15 protein-coding genes are annotated in these 15,088 nt (G+C 47.9%); 11 read left to right on the top strand and 4 right to left on the bottom strand.

Annotation, left to right across the window (positions count from 1 at the left end):
* Window positions 1–23 precede the first annotated feature (23 nt).
* The 6 genes from M1D71_RS07895 to M1D71_RS07920 all read left to right on the top strand — a co-directional run bounded on the left by M1D71_RS07895 (window position 24) and on the right by M1D71_RS07920 (window position 7,923).
* Window positions 24–2,441 (top strand): helix-turn-helix domain-containing protein, encoded by a 2,418-nt coding sequence (locus M1D71_RS07895; protein ID WP_458125987.1) that lies wholly within the window; start codon window positions 24–26, stop codon window positions 2,439–2,441.
* Between the two features lie 42 nt (window positions 2,442–2,483).
* The gene (locus tag M1D71_RS07900; protein WP_458125988.1) at window positions 2,484–4,001 is read left to right on the top strand and encodes a sulfatase family protein; all 1,518 of its coding nucleotides are present in this window, start codon (window positions 2,484–2,486) and stop codon (window positions 3,999–4,001) included.
* A gap of 148 nt (window positions 4,002–4,149) precedes the next feature.
* Window positions 4,150–5,124: a rhamnogalacturonan endolyase family protein gene (locus M1D71_RS07905; protein ID WP_458125989.1), complete on the top strand. Its 975-nt coding sequence runs from the start codon at window positions 4,150–4,152 to the stop codon at window positions 5,122–5,124.
* Complete coding sequence (locus M1D71_RS07910; protein WP_458125990.1) at window positions 5,121–6,047, top strand: rhamnogalacturonan lyase family protein; 927 nt, start codon at window positions 5,121–5,123, stop codon at window positions 6,045–6,047. The genes M1D71_RS07905 and M1D71_RS07910 overlap by 4 nt, the downstream gene beginning before the upstream one ends.
* Window positions 6,048–6,070: 23 nt before the next feature.
* Window positions 6,071–7,144: a formylglycine-generating enzyme family protein gene (locus M1D71_RS07915; protein ID WP_458125991.1), complete on the top strand. Its 1,074-nt coding sequence runs from the start codon at window positions 6,071–6,073 to the stop codon at window positions 7,142–7,144.
* Window positions 7,145–7,314: 170 nt separating this feature from the next.
* Complete coding sequence (locus tag M1D71_RS07920) at window positions 7,315–7,923, top strand: DUF1349 domain-containing protein (protein ID WP_458125992.1); 609 nt, start codon at window positions 7,315–7,317, stop codon at window positions 7,921–7,923.
* Window positions 7,924–7,948: 25 nt separating this feature from the next.
* Here the strand turns inward: M1D71_RS07920 and M1D71_RS07925 are convergent, their stop codons facing one another.
* Window positions 7,949–9,055: an MFS transporter gene (locus M1D71_RS07925; RefSeq protein WP_458125993.1), complete on the bottom strand. Its 1,107-nt coding sequence runs from the start codon at window positions 9,053–9,055 to the stop codon at window positions 7,949–7,951.
* An 88-nt stretch (window positions 9,056–9,143) separates the two neighbouring features.
* Window positions 9,144–9,674, bottom strand: a complete 531-nt coding sequence (locus M1D71_RS07930) for a TetR/AcrR family transcriptional regulator (RefSeq protein ID WP_458125994.1) — start codon at window positions 9,672–9,674, stop codon at window positions 9,144–9,146.
* Window positions 9,675–9,826: 152 nt separating this feature from the next.
* Here M1D71_RS07930 and M1D71_RS07935 point away from each other — a divergent pair, with 152 nt between their 5' ends.
* The 3 genes from M1D71_RS07935 (at window position 9,827) to M1D71_RS07945 (ending at window position 11,573) form a co-directional block, all read left to right on the top strand.
* Window positions 9,827–10,021, top strand: coding sequence for a hypothetical protein (locus M1D71_RS07935; RefSeq protein ID WP_458125995.1), 195 nt, complete (start codon window positions 9,827–9,829; stop codon window positions 10,019–10,021).
* 216 nt (window positions 10,022–10,237) lie between these two features.
* A complete protein-coding gene (locus M1D71_RS07940; protein ID WP_458125996.1) occupies window positions 10,238–10,789 on the top strand; it encodes a nucleotidyltransferase family protein in 552 nt (183 codons plus the stop codon).
* Between the two features lie 49 nt (window positions 10,790–10,838).
* Window positions 10,839–11,573, top strand: a complete 735-nt coding sequence (locus M1D71_RS07945) for a YdcF family protein (protein WP_458125997.1) — start codon at window positions 10,839–10,841, stop codon at window positions 11,571–11,573.
* 100 nt (window positions 11,574–11,673) lie between these two features.
* On the opposite strand, the gene M1D71_RS07950 is transcribed toward M1D71_RS07945, so the two are convergent.
* Both M1D71_RS07950 and M1D71_RS07955 read right to left on the bottom strand, forming a co-directional pair.
* Complete coding sequence (locus M1D71_RS07950) at window positions 11,674–12,996, bottom strand: M56 family metallopeptidase (RefSeq protein WP_458125998.1); 1,323 nt, start codon at window positions 12,994–12,996, stop codon at window positions 11,674–11,676.
* A gap of 6 nt (window positions 12,997–13,002) precedes the next feature.
* Window positions 13,003–13,377 carry a BlaI/MecI/CopY family transcriptional regulator gene (locus M1D71_RS07955; protein WP_458125999.1) on the bottom strand — a complete coding sequence of 125 codons (375 nt, stop codon included), beginning with the start codon at window positions 13,375–13,377 and terminating at the stop codon, window positions 13,003–13,005.
* A 167-nt stretch (window positions 13,378–13,544) separates the two neighbouring features.
* Between M1D71_RS07955 and M1D71_RS07960 the strand changes: the two genes are divergently transcribed.
* Window positions 13,545–14,066 carry a hypothetical protein gene (locus M1D71_RS07960; RefSeq protein ID WP_458126000.1) on the top strand — a complete coding sequence of 174 codons (522 nt, stop codon included), beginning with the start codon at window positions 13,545–13,547 and terminating at the stop codon, window positions 14,064–14,066.
* 116 nt (window positions 14,067–14,182) lie between these two features.
* Window positions 14,183–15,073, top strand: coding sequence for a TIGR01777 family oxidoreductase (locus tag M1D71_RS07965; protein WP_458126001.1), 891 nt, complete (start codon window positions 14,183–14,185; stop codon window positions 15,071–15,073).
* Window positions 15,074–15,088 lie beyond the last annotated feature (15 nt).

A 15,088-nucleotide genomic window follows, 5' to 3' on the forward strand; every position in this document is an offset into this window, starting at 1 on the left:
TCCCGGAAAGGAGGTCCATACAGATGATATTCAAGCGCACAGCTGATCCATTACCCAAAGGACGTTATTTCAGGCGCAGCCTGATGATGATTCTGTTGATCGCCTGCATTCCGGGAGTCATTACAGGGGTGTTGTTGTATGGCTGGGTCACCGTCAAAATGGAAAAGATTTTGCAGCAAACGCATCTGCATCAGTTTGAGCAACGTACCGTGTGGGTTGGCGAACAGTTGGATGCGCTTGAATTGACCTTCTCGCAGTGGGCCTTCGATCCGGTTTTCGATAACCGTCTGAAAGAGCTCGATTTTGTATTCAAGTATAAACAGGTTCACGAACTATACCGATTGCTGCTGATGATCCAGAATTCCAATACACTGATCGGCAAAGTTCAGTTGTATCTGGGGGAACCACGGGCCGTGAAGATGGATTCTGAACGATATGATTTTGTTAAAGACGCTGGGGAAATTGAGAAGTATGAACTGCTAACTCACCAGCCCCAGGCCACATATTGGTCCCGCTCCATGGATGGCATGTCCATGATGATGGTGAATCGGCTTCCGGGTGGAAGCGACGATGCACTGGGTGCATTAACAATCACGCTGGATAACAAGCAACTGGGTAACATGTTACAGACCTTGTCCCCGTATAATGGCGGGACGACATTTCTGCTGGATGAGCAGGGCAAGCCCATGCTCCCACAAGACCAAGCGCTTGGTGGATTACAACATGCTGTCCGTGAACATATGTTGAACCTGGAAGGGAATCTGTCTTCTTTCCTGATGGAATATGAGGGACTGACCTACTCGGTTCAATCGGGCACCTTCCGCAGACTGGGTACCGATTGGACTTATCTGTCTGCGGTTCCCCTCAATGAAATTGTAGCTCCGATTGTGTCTGTACCCCGAATTGTTCTTCTCGTCAACGGATCGGGACTATTGCTGGCTCTGATCCTGTCGTGGGTCGGTTCGCTCCAGCTCTATAAACCGTTTACGAAATTACTGCGAATATTTACCGTGACTGGAGCACCGGTCGAGGCTATAGCGCCAGAAGTGTTATCCTCTCCCCAATTGTTGTCCGCAGCTTCTACCCGCTCAAATGGGTCTGTACAACTGGATGAAATCAAGCATATTGAACAGCGCTGGATCGGCGTTAATCAGGAGAGAGAATTGTTGCAGCAACGGTTGGAAGAGCAGCTTCCACTCGCCCGGGAAAGCTTGCTGATTCAGCTCACGCTGGGTCATCTGTTATTGTCATCCGACCATGAATGGAAAAAACGCCTGGCACAGCTGGGCTGGGTCCTTCGGGATGAGCGGTTCATCATTCTGTTTGCTCACATGCGTCCGAGTGCAGTTCTTCTATATGGGGCTAAAGAGCGAAATCGGAGCGAATCTCAGGAGTGGATCAGTTTTGCCGCAACGGACATGCTGAACAGGCAGTTGGAGGGACTTCCTTACCGGGCTGAAACGATCAATTACCATGACATGTCCATTGCGCTGTTACTTGCTGTCCCTCCAGAGGTTCAACCAGAGATGCCTGAATTCAGGCGAGAATTATCTCGGATGGCCCAGCATTGGCTGGAAGCCGTGCAGTCGGAATGGAACGTTCGCATGACAGTCTCGATCAGCAAACACACATCAGATGCCTCCCATATCCCACAGCTGGTCAGAGAATCGAGGGCTGTGTTGAGGAAAAGACAGTTCTCTTCCAATGTGACCATCATTGATATGAATGAGGAGGCAGAGCAGGATGTGAATGAACATGGAGCTTATCCGCTTGAGCTGGAGCAGACCATCATCTCGGCATTACGTAGTGGTGAACAGGACACTGCTCTGGAACAGTTCAGCATATTTATAGGCATGTATGCCGGATCTGAAGCGCCAGAGAAGCATGTTCGTCAGGCTTTATTCCAACTGCTGGCACGCATACAACATACCCTTTTGCAATTAGGGGAAGACCCGGTTGAACTGTTTGGTGTAGGAATGTATGAAGAGGTGCTGCATCTGCATGATCTGGATGAACTGTTCCTGTGGTTCAGGGAACGGATTGTGCACGTATGTGTAGAGGAATTCACAGGCAAGGAAGAGAAGCAGATACAGATGGCTGTTCATCAGATGAAGGAGCATGCGCAGCAGCAGTATGCAGAAGCGTTATCGCTGGATGAATTGGCAGATCTTCACGGGATTCATTCCTACACATTAAGCCGGGCATTCAAGCAGGCATTCGGGCAGAACTTTGTGGACTATCTGACTGAGGTAAGGCTCCACCGGGCCAAGGAGTTGCTTGAATCGACAGACGTCAAGATCAGTGAAATTGCGGAGCAGGTGGGCTATCAGCCCAGTTACTTTAATCGTCTATTCAAGAAAAGCGAGGGAACGACGCCAAGTCGTTACCGGGAAGAGATTCACAAGCATACCGGGCACAATCGGGGTAACCGCTCCGTTTAAATCACGCCCTAGTTTTCAGCCCAAAGGAGAGTGGGATGTGACGTGTCACAGGACAAGCCAAATATTATTTTTCTCATGACGGATCAGCAGCGATGGGACTGTATTGGAACGTTCAATGAACATATTCATACACCGAATCTCGATAAACTTGCAGCCGAGGGAATCACTTTCCGCGATGCGGTCTGCCAATCGCCAATGTGTGCGCCAAGCCGAAGCTCTATGATGATGGGATATTATCCGTCGCAGCTTGGGGTCCGAACGAATTATGGCGGATTGTTCGAGGAAGATAAGCTGCCTTCCGAACCTTTGCCGGAGTTAATGCACCGCGCAGGGTATCAGACAGCCGGATTCGGAAAAACACATTGGAACCATAGCGAGGGCGTAGATGAGCCTTCAACTCGAGGGTTCGAAGTAAGATCCATCGGACTTTCTCGTCAAAGTGGTCATTATGAACAGGGAGCGACAATGATGGGTGACTCCCATCCCGAAGCACTGGAAGCTTACCATCAGGAGACCAAGGATTTTGGTAGCGGTGAGGAAAATGTCAATGGCTATACAGGGCTTACGAGTCAGATTCCAATGAATCAGCATCGGGATGGCTGGGTAGCCGAACAGGCGCTGCAATTTTTGGATGAAGGGATAGACCCGGAGCGACCGTTATTTTTTTATCTGTCTTTCCTGAAGCCACATGCCGGGTTCAATGTACCCAAAGCATTTGAAGACCTGTACAGGCTGGAAGATATTCCGGATATCCCGCAACCGCCTTGGGAGGATGAAATGCAGACTCACCTGGCAGCTTCCGATGAACTGAATTTGAATAGTCGACAGTCGTACCTCGACAAGAAGAAGGTATGGGACCAGCGCAGTTTGGAGGAGCGAAGGAGAACTACGCTCAGATACTGGGCGAATTGCTCCTGGCTCGATCATTACTTTGGACTCGCTTTGGAGAAGTTGGAGAACCAGGGGAGGTTGGATAACGCGCTGATTGTATTTGTCTCGGATCATGGAGAGATGCTGGGGGAACGACAGTTTCGCTTCACCAAATATAATCTGTATGACAGCAGTGTAAGGGTGCCGCTCATATTGTCTGGTACCCACATTCAGGAGCAGAAGCGCGGAACGATTGATCTGATGCCTGCGGAATTGGTGGATCTGGTGCCGACATTGACACGCGCAGCTGGACTTGAAGCGAATCCGATGCTGCCTGGTGTCGATCTGCTGGGCGATCTCAGGCATCGCGGAACGTTCTGTGAATTCCATGGAAAGGGAGTAACGGCACCTCATTCGGCTCCGGCCTATATGTGGCGGACTGCGGAGTGGAAGCTCATTCTGTACATGGAAGGCTCTGTCGCGGAGTCTGCATCGAGAGTGCATGAAACGAAGGGTGAATTGTATCACCTGACGGTTGACTCTCATGAGTGGACGAACCTGTATGATGAGGAGCAGCATGCTGTAATTCGGGAGCAATTAAAGACCGAACTGCTGATGCATCTGGCTGTCAGTTGGGCGAAAGGCCCCTTTTTCTATGATCGTGGAGGAACCAAGCCGTTAGAGCGGTAGATAGACCATGTTGACCGGGCATCCGGAGGCAAAGCAGTTATTGCTGAACCAGATCAGTCGATCTCATTAGATTGGCTCGTAGGGACAGAGATAACAGGCTTTGCTTTTTTTTATGCATATACTAACCATCGATGGAGGGGAATTGTAAATGAAAACCAAATCAACTGTGGCCAAAGGAACGAAAGTACTACTCACATTGCTGTTAAGTGGAGTTATTGGATGGACAGGTATTGTATCACCGGGAGGGGGAGTACTTCAGGCAGATACCGCAGAGGGGTCTGCACCACGTCTGGTTGAAGATCTGGGACGAGGCCTTTCTGCCGTATATCTGGGAGAGAACAAGGTATATCTGAGCTGGCGTCTACTTGGGACCGAACCGCAGCAGGTTACATTTGATATCTATCGTCGGACGGGCACAGAAGAGGTGAAGCTGAACGACCAGCCTTTGACGCAGGGAACCAATTATACAGATACGAATGTGGACGTAACCCAGAGCCATACGTATATCGTGAAATCTTATGTGGACGGTGGGTTACAGGGTGCGAGTGCCGAGGTTGTATTGGCAGTCAATCCCGAGATCCGTAATTATTTCAGTATTCCGCTGCAAAATATAACGTCCAATGCGTCCGATTATTTTGTGCAGCATGGCTGGCCTGGGGATCTGGACGGTGATGGGGAATATGAATACGTGGTCACCCGAATTCCGGTGAACGGAGGGAATAAATATGTGGAAGCCTACAGTCTGACCGAAGGTTTCCTGTGGCGGATCGATCTGGGTCCATACAGTGTCACAACGATAGATACATATAATGCGCCGCCTGCTTCCGTCAGTGAATTTGGAGTGCCGGGACTTGGAGGCTGGCGGGACAACGACAATATAACGGTATTTGATCTGGACAGTGACGGGAAGGCTGAAGTACTGCTGCGTACCTTTGAAGGAGTGAGGTTTGCAGATGGTCAGGTCGTTCCTGCGACAACGGAGCGTGCTCAATATGTGTCCGTCGTGGATGGACTGACCGGAACAGAAGCGGCACGCACAGCGATAACCAATGATTATGCAGCCGATGGTCCGCTCAGTGGCACTTTGGCATTGCTTATCTGGATGGTGAACATCCAAGCTTGATTACGGCGCTCAAGAATCGTGCGCTTAGCCGTAATTTTCAGTATGTGACGTCAGCCTATGATTATGCAGACGGTGCCCTGACCGAGCGTTGGAGACATGCTGGAGCGGACGGTGAGTTTTTCCACCAGATTCGTATATTGGATCTTGACGGGGATGGGAAGGATGAGGTGTCATTCGGAGGCTGGGCACTGGATGATAATGGAGAGACCTTGTACAGTCTGCCGGGTGTAGTCCATGGCGATCGTTTCCACATTACTGACATTGATCCGGATCGACCGGGGCTGGAGCAATTCGGGATTCAGCAGGCGGAGAATGGAAACGTCAATCAATTTCCTTGGTTTTATGCCGATGCGGCAACGGGCGATATTATTCGTACAGGGGAAATTCCGCAGGACGTGGCACGGGGAACGCTGGCGGATATTGATCCACGGCACAATGGGCTTGAGATGTGGTCCAGTTCAGGCAATATCTACAATGTGCACGGTGAAGTGATCAGCTCAGTCCAGCCCTCGACCAATTTCAGAATTTGGTGGGATGGTGATGTGCTCGCCGAGCTGTTGGATAAGAACTTTGTGGAAAAGTGGGATTGGGAGCAGAACACGACAACACGTCTGTTTACAGCTGATGATGTTCGCGTGAATTCCAGAAACGCCCCAGTACTTTATGGCGATCTGCTGGGGGATTGGAGAGAGGAAATTCTCTATGAAACGAGTGATTTCAAAGAACTGCGTCTGTACACAACAACGATACCGTCCGATGTCCGCATCTACACGCTGTCGCATAATCCGGCTTACCGCAATGGACTGGCGGTGAAAGGATATATGCAATCCTTGTTGACTGACTATTATCTGGGTGAAGGAATGACAACACCAACGGTTCCGAACATTCGTCCTGTCTTGTACAATGGGGATCAGGAGTCTTAAAGCAGTGAAAGGGGATGTTTCAGATGCATGGTCAGATACCCGAAAAGGGAACTTCCTGCTGTTGCTCTGCAAGTCGGAGCGGCAGGCTTAAGGAGGGAATTCGATCAGAGGACATGCCTGAATCGACGGCTTCCCGTGAGGTGAGTGCAGCGTCCGACCATGTATCTCCACTTTTCGTTGACCGTCTACCGCCTGATGCGCTGGCGGGAGACGATGAATACATCGCCGGACGAAACGACAGGAACAGCATATTAATTGAAGGTGGACGTTACCTTATGGGCACCAATGACCCGGAAGCTTTTGCAGGAGATGGGGAAGGGCCTGTCAGGGAAACTCAGGTAGACTCCTTTTACCTGGATGAATGCACGGTGACCAATGCGCAGTTTAGACGGTTTGTGCGGGAGACTGGGTATCGAACAGAGGCCGAGCGATTCGGCTGGTCCTTTGTTTTTCATGTATTCGTTTCTTCGCAAACGGCTGCGCATGTTCGTAACGTGGTGCAGCAAACGCCCTGGTGGTGGGTTGTCGAAGGTGCGGACTGGTCTCATCCCGAAGGACCTGACTCTGATGTGAACGACAGGGCTGACCATCCCGCTATTCATATCTCCTGGAACGATGCCAATGCGTATTGTGGATGGGCGGGTAAGCGCCTGCCTACAGAAGCTGAGTGGGAATATGCAGCCCGTGGTGGATTAATCCAAAAGAAATATCCCTGGGGGGACATTCTGCGGCCGGATGGACAGCACCAATGTAACATCTGGCAAGGTACCTTTCCAACTCAAAATAATGCGGCTGATGGTTATGCGGGCACGGCACCCTCCCGATCTTTTCCTGCCAACGGATTTGGACTGTACAACATGTCAGGTAATGTATGGGAATGGTGCGCTGACAACTACGTCAGGGATCATGAGCAGTCTATACTTGCTGAGACTGTTGCTTCTCCCGATGAAATTCGCAAGGTGTTAAAAGGTGGTTCCTACCTATGCCACCGTTCCTATTGCAATCGGTACAGAGTGGCAGCACGGATTTCCAATACGCCGGATACATCCACCGGACATATCGGTTTCAGATGTGCATCTGATGTATTGCCGGTATAGCGTGCTATTGATATGACATACCGAATACGATTATGTATATATGAAAGGAATACAAGCGACTCATGTGAGTCGCTTTTTTCCTTTTACTGATCCGAAAGGATAATTCCGTTATTTCACGAATACAACAGAGAACTCAGCGAATTCAAAATCACAGACAAAGGGTGTGCCACATGACGAATCTATTCGAACAATGTTCAGGTAAAACATTATCTGCCAACCTGGGATGGCTGAACGAGCCAGCAGATTGGTCCATCGAAGACGGCAAAGTAACGATAACCGTTTCGCCGATCAGTGATTTTTTCATTGATCCAGGAGGTGAGCCGGTGAAAGCCTCAGCTCCATTTTTACATACGATAATCAAGGGAGATTTCAGCATCGTCACTCAAGTACAGGTGGAGATGAAAGAACAGTATGATTCGGGCTGTCTGATGGTGAGGGTGGACGATACGAATTGGGCTAAAGTTTGCTTTGAGTATTTCGAAGAACAGCCTTCCATTCTTAGTGTCGTTACTCGTGGAAACTCGGATGATTGTGTATCAGCACCTGTAGACGTTAACAAGCCTTATTTACGTGTAGCCCGGGCAGGCAACAGCTTTGCTTTCCATTATTCTCAGGATGGAGAGAAGTGGAAGCTGGTACGTTATTTCGGCCTCGACTGCCCGGATGAGATCAAAGTTGGCATTGTGGCCCAGTCCCCAATTGGGCAAGGGACGAAGGTTACTTTTACAGATGTACAGCTTCAACATGGAGTGACCGGAAGTGTTCGCCGAGTAGAATAACACGATCAGAAGGTTGTTCTGTTATTCATTTCACTCGAATTAGCAATCCGAACAGGCCGAGTACAGCAAAGGACAGGAATGCCGTAGTATTGGAAAACACTTCAATGGTGTAACCTGCCATGGAAGAGCCGAGAAATTGCCCGACACCCAGCGCGAGAAAGGCAAGGCTGATTCCGATGGATACATTCGGACTGAATAGTCTCGTTGCCCATACAATAAACACACTGGTCAGGAAAATATACGTGCTGCCAAACATGATGGCAGAGATCAGACTGGCAGTCATCGATGGCAAAAGAATGACTCCGAGCGAAATAGCCAATAACAGTATGCCTATTCGGTAGGACGACCCAATCTTGATACGTTCAATAATGCGACCAGCGCATCCGCCGAGTATCCCCATAACCCCCATCACAATCCAGAATAACACGGCTTCCGAATCGGAGGCCCCTTTCTCGTCCGTGAGGAAATTTCGGGCAAAGGTCCAATAGATTGCAGAACTGAAACCTGTCAACAGACAAGCCATGAGCAGAGCTGACCCTGGTCTGGTTGGTTTCATGCATGCCCAGATAGACTTGGTGCAAGGCAGTGTCTTGGTTGCCGGAATAACACGTCTGTTCCAAAACAGAACCACAACACCGATTACAGCAAACAGGATGTAGGTTAGACGCCAGTAATCCGTGAACAGCCAGTAGAGGGGACCCGAGATTACAATCCCGAAGCTGGTCCCTGTGTTAATCCAGCTGTTGCCTCTTGCTTGCAGATCGGGTGCAAGCTCGGCATTAACTGTGTTACCGAGGGCTGGAGACGCCCAGCCTGTACTCAAACCGGCTAGAAATACACTAAATGCAAGAACCCATGCATTTTGAGACAAGGCAATGCCGGTTAATCCGAGCACTGCGCTGATCCCTGCCAACTGAATGACATAATGATGTCCCCTGCGATTAATTAACAGTGGTGCAGTTAGAAGGGACAGACAGTAGGCAATATACGTTCCTGAGTTAATCGCGCCAGAGGCTGCATCATTCAATTGTAAGGCTTCCGAAATTTCCGGCATAAACAATCCATAACTGAATCGCCCGAACGCATAACATACAGCGATAAGCGCAATGCCTGGAAAGATAATTTTTTTCATTAAATCCACCGCCTTTTAGATAGAACGATCATTCTATTTCTTATGAAATAAAAAAGTGAGTTGAAATATTAACTCACCCGGAATAGCTTTATTTGAAACTGGTTTGCGTCATATGGATCAGTTCACGGCAGACGTCATTTACGTTTTCTGTCTCAGCGAGTGCCGTGGAACCCTCCAGCAGCAGGGAGAATCGCAATAGATCCCGATCACTTGCAGCAGGCGCCAATGTTTGGATTAAAGTTCTCATATGTCTTTTATGCGCATTCACTGTCTGGACGATGATATGGTCTGCATGACCTCCGAATTCTTCTTTGGCGCGTAAAAATAAGCACCCTCTTGATTCGTGTTCCTTCAGCCAGCGTGCATGGCCTTCAGCCAGATTGAGGAACATGGGTTGTGATTTATTGTCTGCATATTGCCTGAGCTGTTCTAAATAACGCTGTTCGCGTCGCAAGAGCACCTGGACAATGAGATCATCCTTGGACTCAAAATGGTTATATAACGTCATGATGGCGATCCCGGCATCGCTGATAATCCGCTTCAAGCCAATGGAATGGAAGCCGTGAAGGTAGAACAATTCTTCAGCCACGTTCAACAGCATTTCCTTTTTGCTGCTCATGATCAGTGATACTCTCCCTTCAAAATAAGATAGAACGATCATTATACCCAAAGGCTATAGTAAATCGGTTACATTGTCAAATTTTGTGAGCAGGGGTTATATGAACTACATTCCCATATGCAGAGGGGGAACATCTGCAAGGGATCGGGAAGATGTGGCAGGAAGTATGGACGAGCGGTACAGAAGATCGTTTATTTGAACTGAACAATGGGGATATTCCAGGGTTACTCGGTGTCGTTGTGGATCAATGCTTTCCATCCAATCCTTATGAGCACGCGTATATGCCGGAGCTGGAAGTATACCCTGGTCCCAATCAGCCGCCACAAATCTGGATACCGATTAAATAAATTTTAACCGTTTCAACTCATAACTTTAGCCCGTAAACACTCGGATAACCGAAGCTGTTTATGGGTTATTTTGTATGTGATTGTTCAGAAATTCGAAGTAGTACAGAGGATGTTCGAGCGTTTTTCATTTTATTGTAGCTAGGTAAACATGATATATTGGAACGAGGGTTTATCTCTATAAGAGGCCAATAAGGTGAACCGCAGGAGGGGCAAGATATGTTGCATGAGGAGAAATTCGTTCAAGCGATTATGGAGCACGAGGAATTAATGCACGACCTGCGACGAGTTCGAAGTCTGCAATTGCCTCAATGTTACATAGGTGCAGGATATATTCGTAATTATATCTGGGATGTCCTTCATGGATATGATCTTCGTGAACTTCATAGCGATATTGATGTTGTCTATTATGATGCGCAAGACGTGCGTGAGGAGCGAGACATACAGCTTGAACAACAGCTTCGTGAGGAGACTGGCAATTCAAAGTGGTCGGTCAAAAACCAGGCGAGAATGCATCTGCGCAATGGCACAGTTCCTTATCGTTCTACTGAAGATGCTCTTCGTTATTGGCCAGAAGTTGTGACTGCCATAGGAGTACAGTTGGATGAAGAGGATCAGGTGAACATCTGTGCTCCGCATGGTTTGTATGATCTGTATCACCTCGTGGTCCGCAAAAGTCCGTTCTTCACGGATACTGATTATTACAATCAGCGCGTACAAAAGAAGTGCTGGCAGGAACAATGGCCGAAACTAATGATAATAACTGCTTGAATAATAAGTGATTTGAGGAATTGTGGTACAAGAAGGAGTGTCTACGGATTTGATAAAAAAGTTCTTACAAAAAAATGGACTGATCATTGATCTTGTTCTGTTGGCATGTTTTGTGGCGTTTTTGGCCTTTTGGGGCCAAAGATTCCCAGTTATGTTATTCGGAATGATCACGGTGGCTTTTATCGTACTAAGGCGGATCGACTATCAGAAGCATGTTATTCTGAAACGGATTATCCTTACCGGATTTGGCGTGGTTGCCGTCTCTTTTGTCATTATTGAAGCGCTTGTATTTACACAGCTTGGTGCGAATGATCCGGAAGAGGCGGACTATGTCATTATTCTGGGTTCAGGCATCCGGGGAACGGAATTGTCATTGACTCTAAAACAAAGGTTAGATGCCAGTCTAGACTACATTCGCAGTCATCCTCAGACACCTGTCATTGTATCGGGTGGGCAAGGACCTGGAGAATCCATTCCTGAAGCGCTCGCGATGAAAAACTATCTGATTGAACAAGGGATTAGCCCCACCCAAGTGATTATGGAAGATCGTTCCACAAGCACACAGGAGAATATGGCCTTTTCCAAAAAAATCATTCTTGAATCCGGGTTGGAGCACCCGGAGATCATGATCGTCACCAGTGACTATCATATGTTTCGTTCCAAATATATCGCTGCCAAGAACGGTTATGCGGCAGAATACGGCATATCGGCCCCGTCACCGGGATATTTGAAACCCATCAACATGATCCGTGAATATTTTGCTACGATCAAAACGTTTATCTAATGTACATGACAGAAAAACGAAAACAGGACGAAGCGGAGATCTATGATCTATGCTTCGTCCTGTTTTCATATAAGGATGGCTATTACTCCTTAAAGATAGGTTATTTTTCTGAAGGAACAGGTACAGCTTCGGTGACCTGGGCCTCTGAAGGGACGGCTACGATTTCAGGAGATTTACCCGTAAAAGGAACAGTGGCTGATTCTACAACTTTAGCCTCAGAAGGTTCAGTAGTAGAAGGTACAGTAGCAGACAGAACTGGCACAGCTTCGGAAACTTCAGCCTCGGAAGGGAGAGCTACGATTTCAGGAGTTTCGGAAGGAGAGGGAGCAGTTACGGCTACGGAAACCCCAGCTTTATAGGGAGAAGATACGATCTCAGGAGTTTCAGGTACCAAAGGAACAGGCACAGCTTCAGATAACTTGGCCTCCACCTTAACCGTATTATTTGATGCCCATACTGCGGTGGACGTACTTACTCCTGTAATAAGCAATAGGGCGCCTACACTTAGCATCCAGTGTTTCTTTTGCAGTTTCTTTACATTAAACATGATCATCAATCTCCTTTTTAATTGTTTTCCTTCGCCGGACAGGGATGAACAAAATTGCGCAGGTATACGCTGGGATCCCGCCATCACATTTAAAATCGTCTCACCATATCGTCTGCGCTCTTCATGCGACATCTCTTTCACCACATCTTCATCACAGGCTAATTCGCTCCAGCTATGAATGTCCCGTCGAATCATATGAATCAGAGGATTGAACCAGTGCAGGGCACTAACTCCCAAGGTAAAGGCCTTGACCCACAGATCTCTATGTTTCAGATGCACCAATTCATGATGAATTACCATGCTGATGTCCATCTTTACCGTATTTTCTGGTGGAAGATATATCGTTGGTTTAAAAAAGCCAACCAGTATAGGGCTTCGTACTATGGTGCTGTGCGCAAGCGTGATATTGCTTTTGACACCCAAAGCCTCTTTGATTAATGGTAGCTGTATAGCTGCTTCACTATGACGAAGGACTGGGGTACGTGTACGAGATAATTCATTCAGAAATTTCCGATAACAGTACAACTGCCATGCAGAAAAACCAATGACTCCAATGCCCCATATGCATAACAAGAACCAGGCTGTGGTTACAGAAATGGTTTGTACCGGGATAAGTGTTCCTGCAAGTAAACCTGAAACTGCTGCATTCTCCGTACCCGGTTTAGTTGATGTCGTTTGGAATGCAATATCCAAAAGCCATGAAAGGCCGAGAGATACCGGGAAAAGATAAAACAAGAGAGCCAGTTTACCGAGTCTGTAGAGCCACTTGGTCGGAAAAACAGATACGGGTATGAGTCTCAGTGCCAAAATACAAACGGCAACGATACTTCCAGCCACGGTCAGGCTGCACAGAATTTCAAAAAGGATGTTCATCATCTGCACCTACTTTTCCGAAAGCCATTTTTTCAGTTCTGAAATGTCATCGTCTGAAAGCTTGTCACCGTCATACATGGCCGAAACCAAATTTTTGACTGAACCTTGATAGAGTCCATCAAGAACGTGCTGCGTTTCCTGTAGTTTGTAATCTTCGGGCTTTAGAAGAGGCTCATAATAATTGGTCCGTCCACGTCTCGTAACGGTAAGGGCGCCTTTATCCACCAACCTTGACAGAAAGGTAGACATGGTCTGTGCTTTCCACGCTTTCCCCTTCTCAGCAAATATGTGTAATAGTTCTGTCGAGGTGACGGGTGGAGCGCTTGACCATATAACGACCATTAACTCCATTTCTGTTTCGGATAATTTTTGAATCTGGTTCACCGTGAACACTCCTTAACATCGTTATGCGTCCATAACGATTGTATTACTACACTACGTAGTATGTATAAAATACTACAACTTGTAGTGGATAGTCAAGTTATCCTGATAGGTGATTGCCAAACCATGCTATAATATACGTCATTAATAGAAGAACGATGTAGGAGTGAATGATCATTACAGCATATCAATTACCTGCTCTTTATGGGCAGAAGAAAGTTTCAATGCAAGAGATGGAAGAGATTGTACGCCTGTTGGCCCAGGCACCGCTACTATATGATGATGGACAGAGTATTCAAGTTCAGGATTACATGGCAGGATTGGAGATCGAACTTGAGCATGAGGTAGGTCGTGCAGTGAACGAGTTGTACGAACTGGCTGTTCAGGCCTGCCGGGCCTTCGCTGATCCAATGGCGTACGAGCAGCTTCAGGATGCGCTTGGGTTACAAGCCGAGTTATGGCAGGAGGAAGTGCTTACTCTTGCGAAGTGGATGGACTGGCTGAAGCAGGTCAGTGAAGGAAAGAGAACACTGCCGGAGTACAACTTTACCGCCATGCTTGGCAATTTGCCAGACGGATTCATGATCCATGACTTTTATGATGAACTCCGATATCAATTGGAGCAGAACCCTGCAAATGCATGGGCTATCGAAGAGCGGGATCGCTTGTACGCAGCTCTGGGTGCGAATTAATCAAACCAAATGGTCACTGGCGGTGTTTATTCTTATATAGGCATTATGCATGCATAGAAGCATTCCAATCTATATCTTGCGAATTCTTTACCCAGTATGGGAAATGAGGGGATACCGTGAAGAAGGTTGTATTGGCTGGTGGAACGGGATTTGTCGGACAGGATTTTGTCCAAAGGTTCAGGAAGCTGGGTTATGAAGTGCTGATCATCTCGCGTCAGCCCGGTCATATTGCGTGGGAAGATCGTGCAGGGATCATTGAGGCACTGGAAGAAGCAGAAGTGTTGATTAACCTGGCAGGTAAATCGGTGAACTGCCGTTATACGGATGAGAATCGCAAAGTCATTCTGGAATCCAGAACCCGTACAACACGTATTCTTGGCGAGTCCGTCTTGGTTTGTAACCGTCCTCCCGAACTATGGATTAATTCGAGTACAGCAACCATATACAGACATGCTGAAGATCGTCCCATGACGGAAAAAGAGGGCGAGATTGGCTCCGGATTCTCGGTCGACGTGGCCAAGGCGTGGGAACAGGCTTTCTTTGAATTCAGTCTGCCATCTACGCGTCAGATTGCACTGCGGATTGCTATAGTGCTGGGTGAGGGCGGTGTGATGGTGCCCATGACGAACCTGGTCCGTTTTGGCTTAGGGGGATCGCAAGGCGCAGGAACACAGCAGTTCAGCTGGATTCATATCGAGGATCTGTTCCGTATGGTGATCTACCTGCAGGAGCATCCGCAACTGAATGGTGTGTTCAATGCTTCCTCACCCCATCCGGTTACGAATCGGGAGCTGATGGCGAGCCTGAGAGAGCAGATGGGTGTTCGAATCGGATTGCCTTCTCCTCGCTGGATGCTTGAACTGGGTGCACGCTTCATTCAGACCGAGACGGAACTGGTTCTCAAAAGTCGTTGGGTCATTCCTGAGCGATTGGAGAGGGAAGGCTTCACTTTCACATACGGTACGCTAGATGCGGCACTTGCCGAGATTTTGAATAAGAAGAAATGACAGCACTTAATAACA

The organism is Paenibacillus sp. Z3-2, assembly GCF_054161325.1.

What these genes read in the sequence shown, in the direction of transcription:
- M1D71_RS07935 (WP_458125995.1), top strand. Translation starts at nt 9,827, where the DNA reads ATGTGGCAGGAAGTATGGACGAGCGGTACAGAAGATCGTTTATTTGAA.
- M1D71_RS07925 (WP_458125993.1), bottom strand. Translation starts at nt 9,055, where the DNA reads ATGAAAAAAATTATCTTTCCAGGCATTGCGCTTATCGCTGTATGTTAT.
- M1D71_RS07960 (WP_458126000.1), top strand. Translation starts at nt 13,545, where the DNA reads ATGATCATTACAGCATATCAATTACCTGCTCTTTATGGGCAGAAGAAA.
- M1D71_RS07895 (WP_458125987.1), top strand. Translation starts at nt 24, where the DNA reads ATGATATTCAAGCGCACAGCTGATCCATTACCCAAAGGACGTTATTTC.
- M1D71_RS07930 (WP_458125994.1), bottom strand. Translation starts at nt 9,674, where the DNA reads ATGAGCAGCAAAAAGGAAATGCTGTTGAACGTGGCTGAAGAATTGTTC.
- M1D71_RS07920 (WP_458125992.1), top strand. Translation starts at nt 7,315, where the DNA reads ATGACGAATCTATTCGAACAATGTTCAGGTAAAACATTATCTGCCAAC.
- M1D71_RS07905 (WP_458125989.1), top strand. Translation starts at nt 4,150, where the DNA reads ATGAAAACCAAATCAACTGTGGCCAAAGGAACGAAAGTACTACTCACA.
- M1D71_RS07950 (WP_458125998.1), bottom strand. Translation starts at nt 12,996, where the DNA reads ATGATGAACATCCTTTTTGAAATTCTGTGCAGCCTGACCGTGGCTGGA.
- M1D71_RS07940 (WP_458125996.1), top strand. Translation starts at nt 10,238, where the DNA reads ATGTTGCATGAGGAGAAATTCGTTCAAGCGATTATGGAGCACGAGGAA.
- M1D71_RS07915 (WP_458125991.1), top strand. Translation starts at nt 6,071, where the DNA reads ATGCATGGTCAGATACCCGAAAAGGGAACTTCCTGCTGTTGCTCTGCA.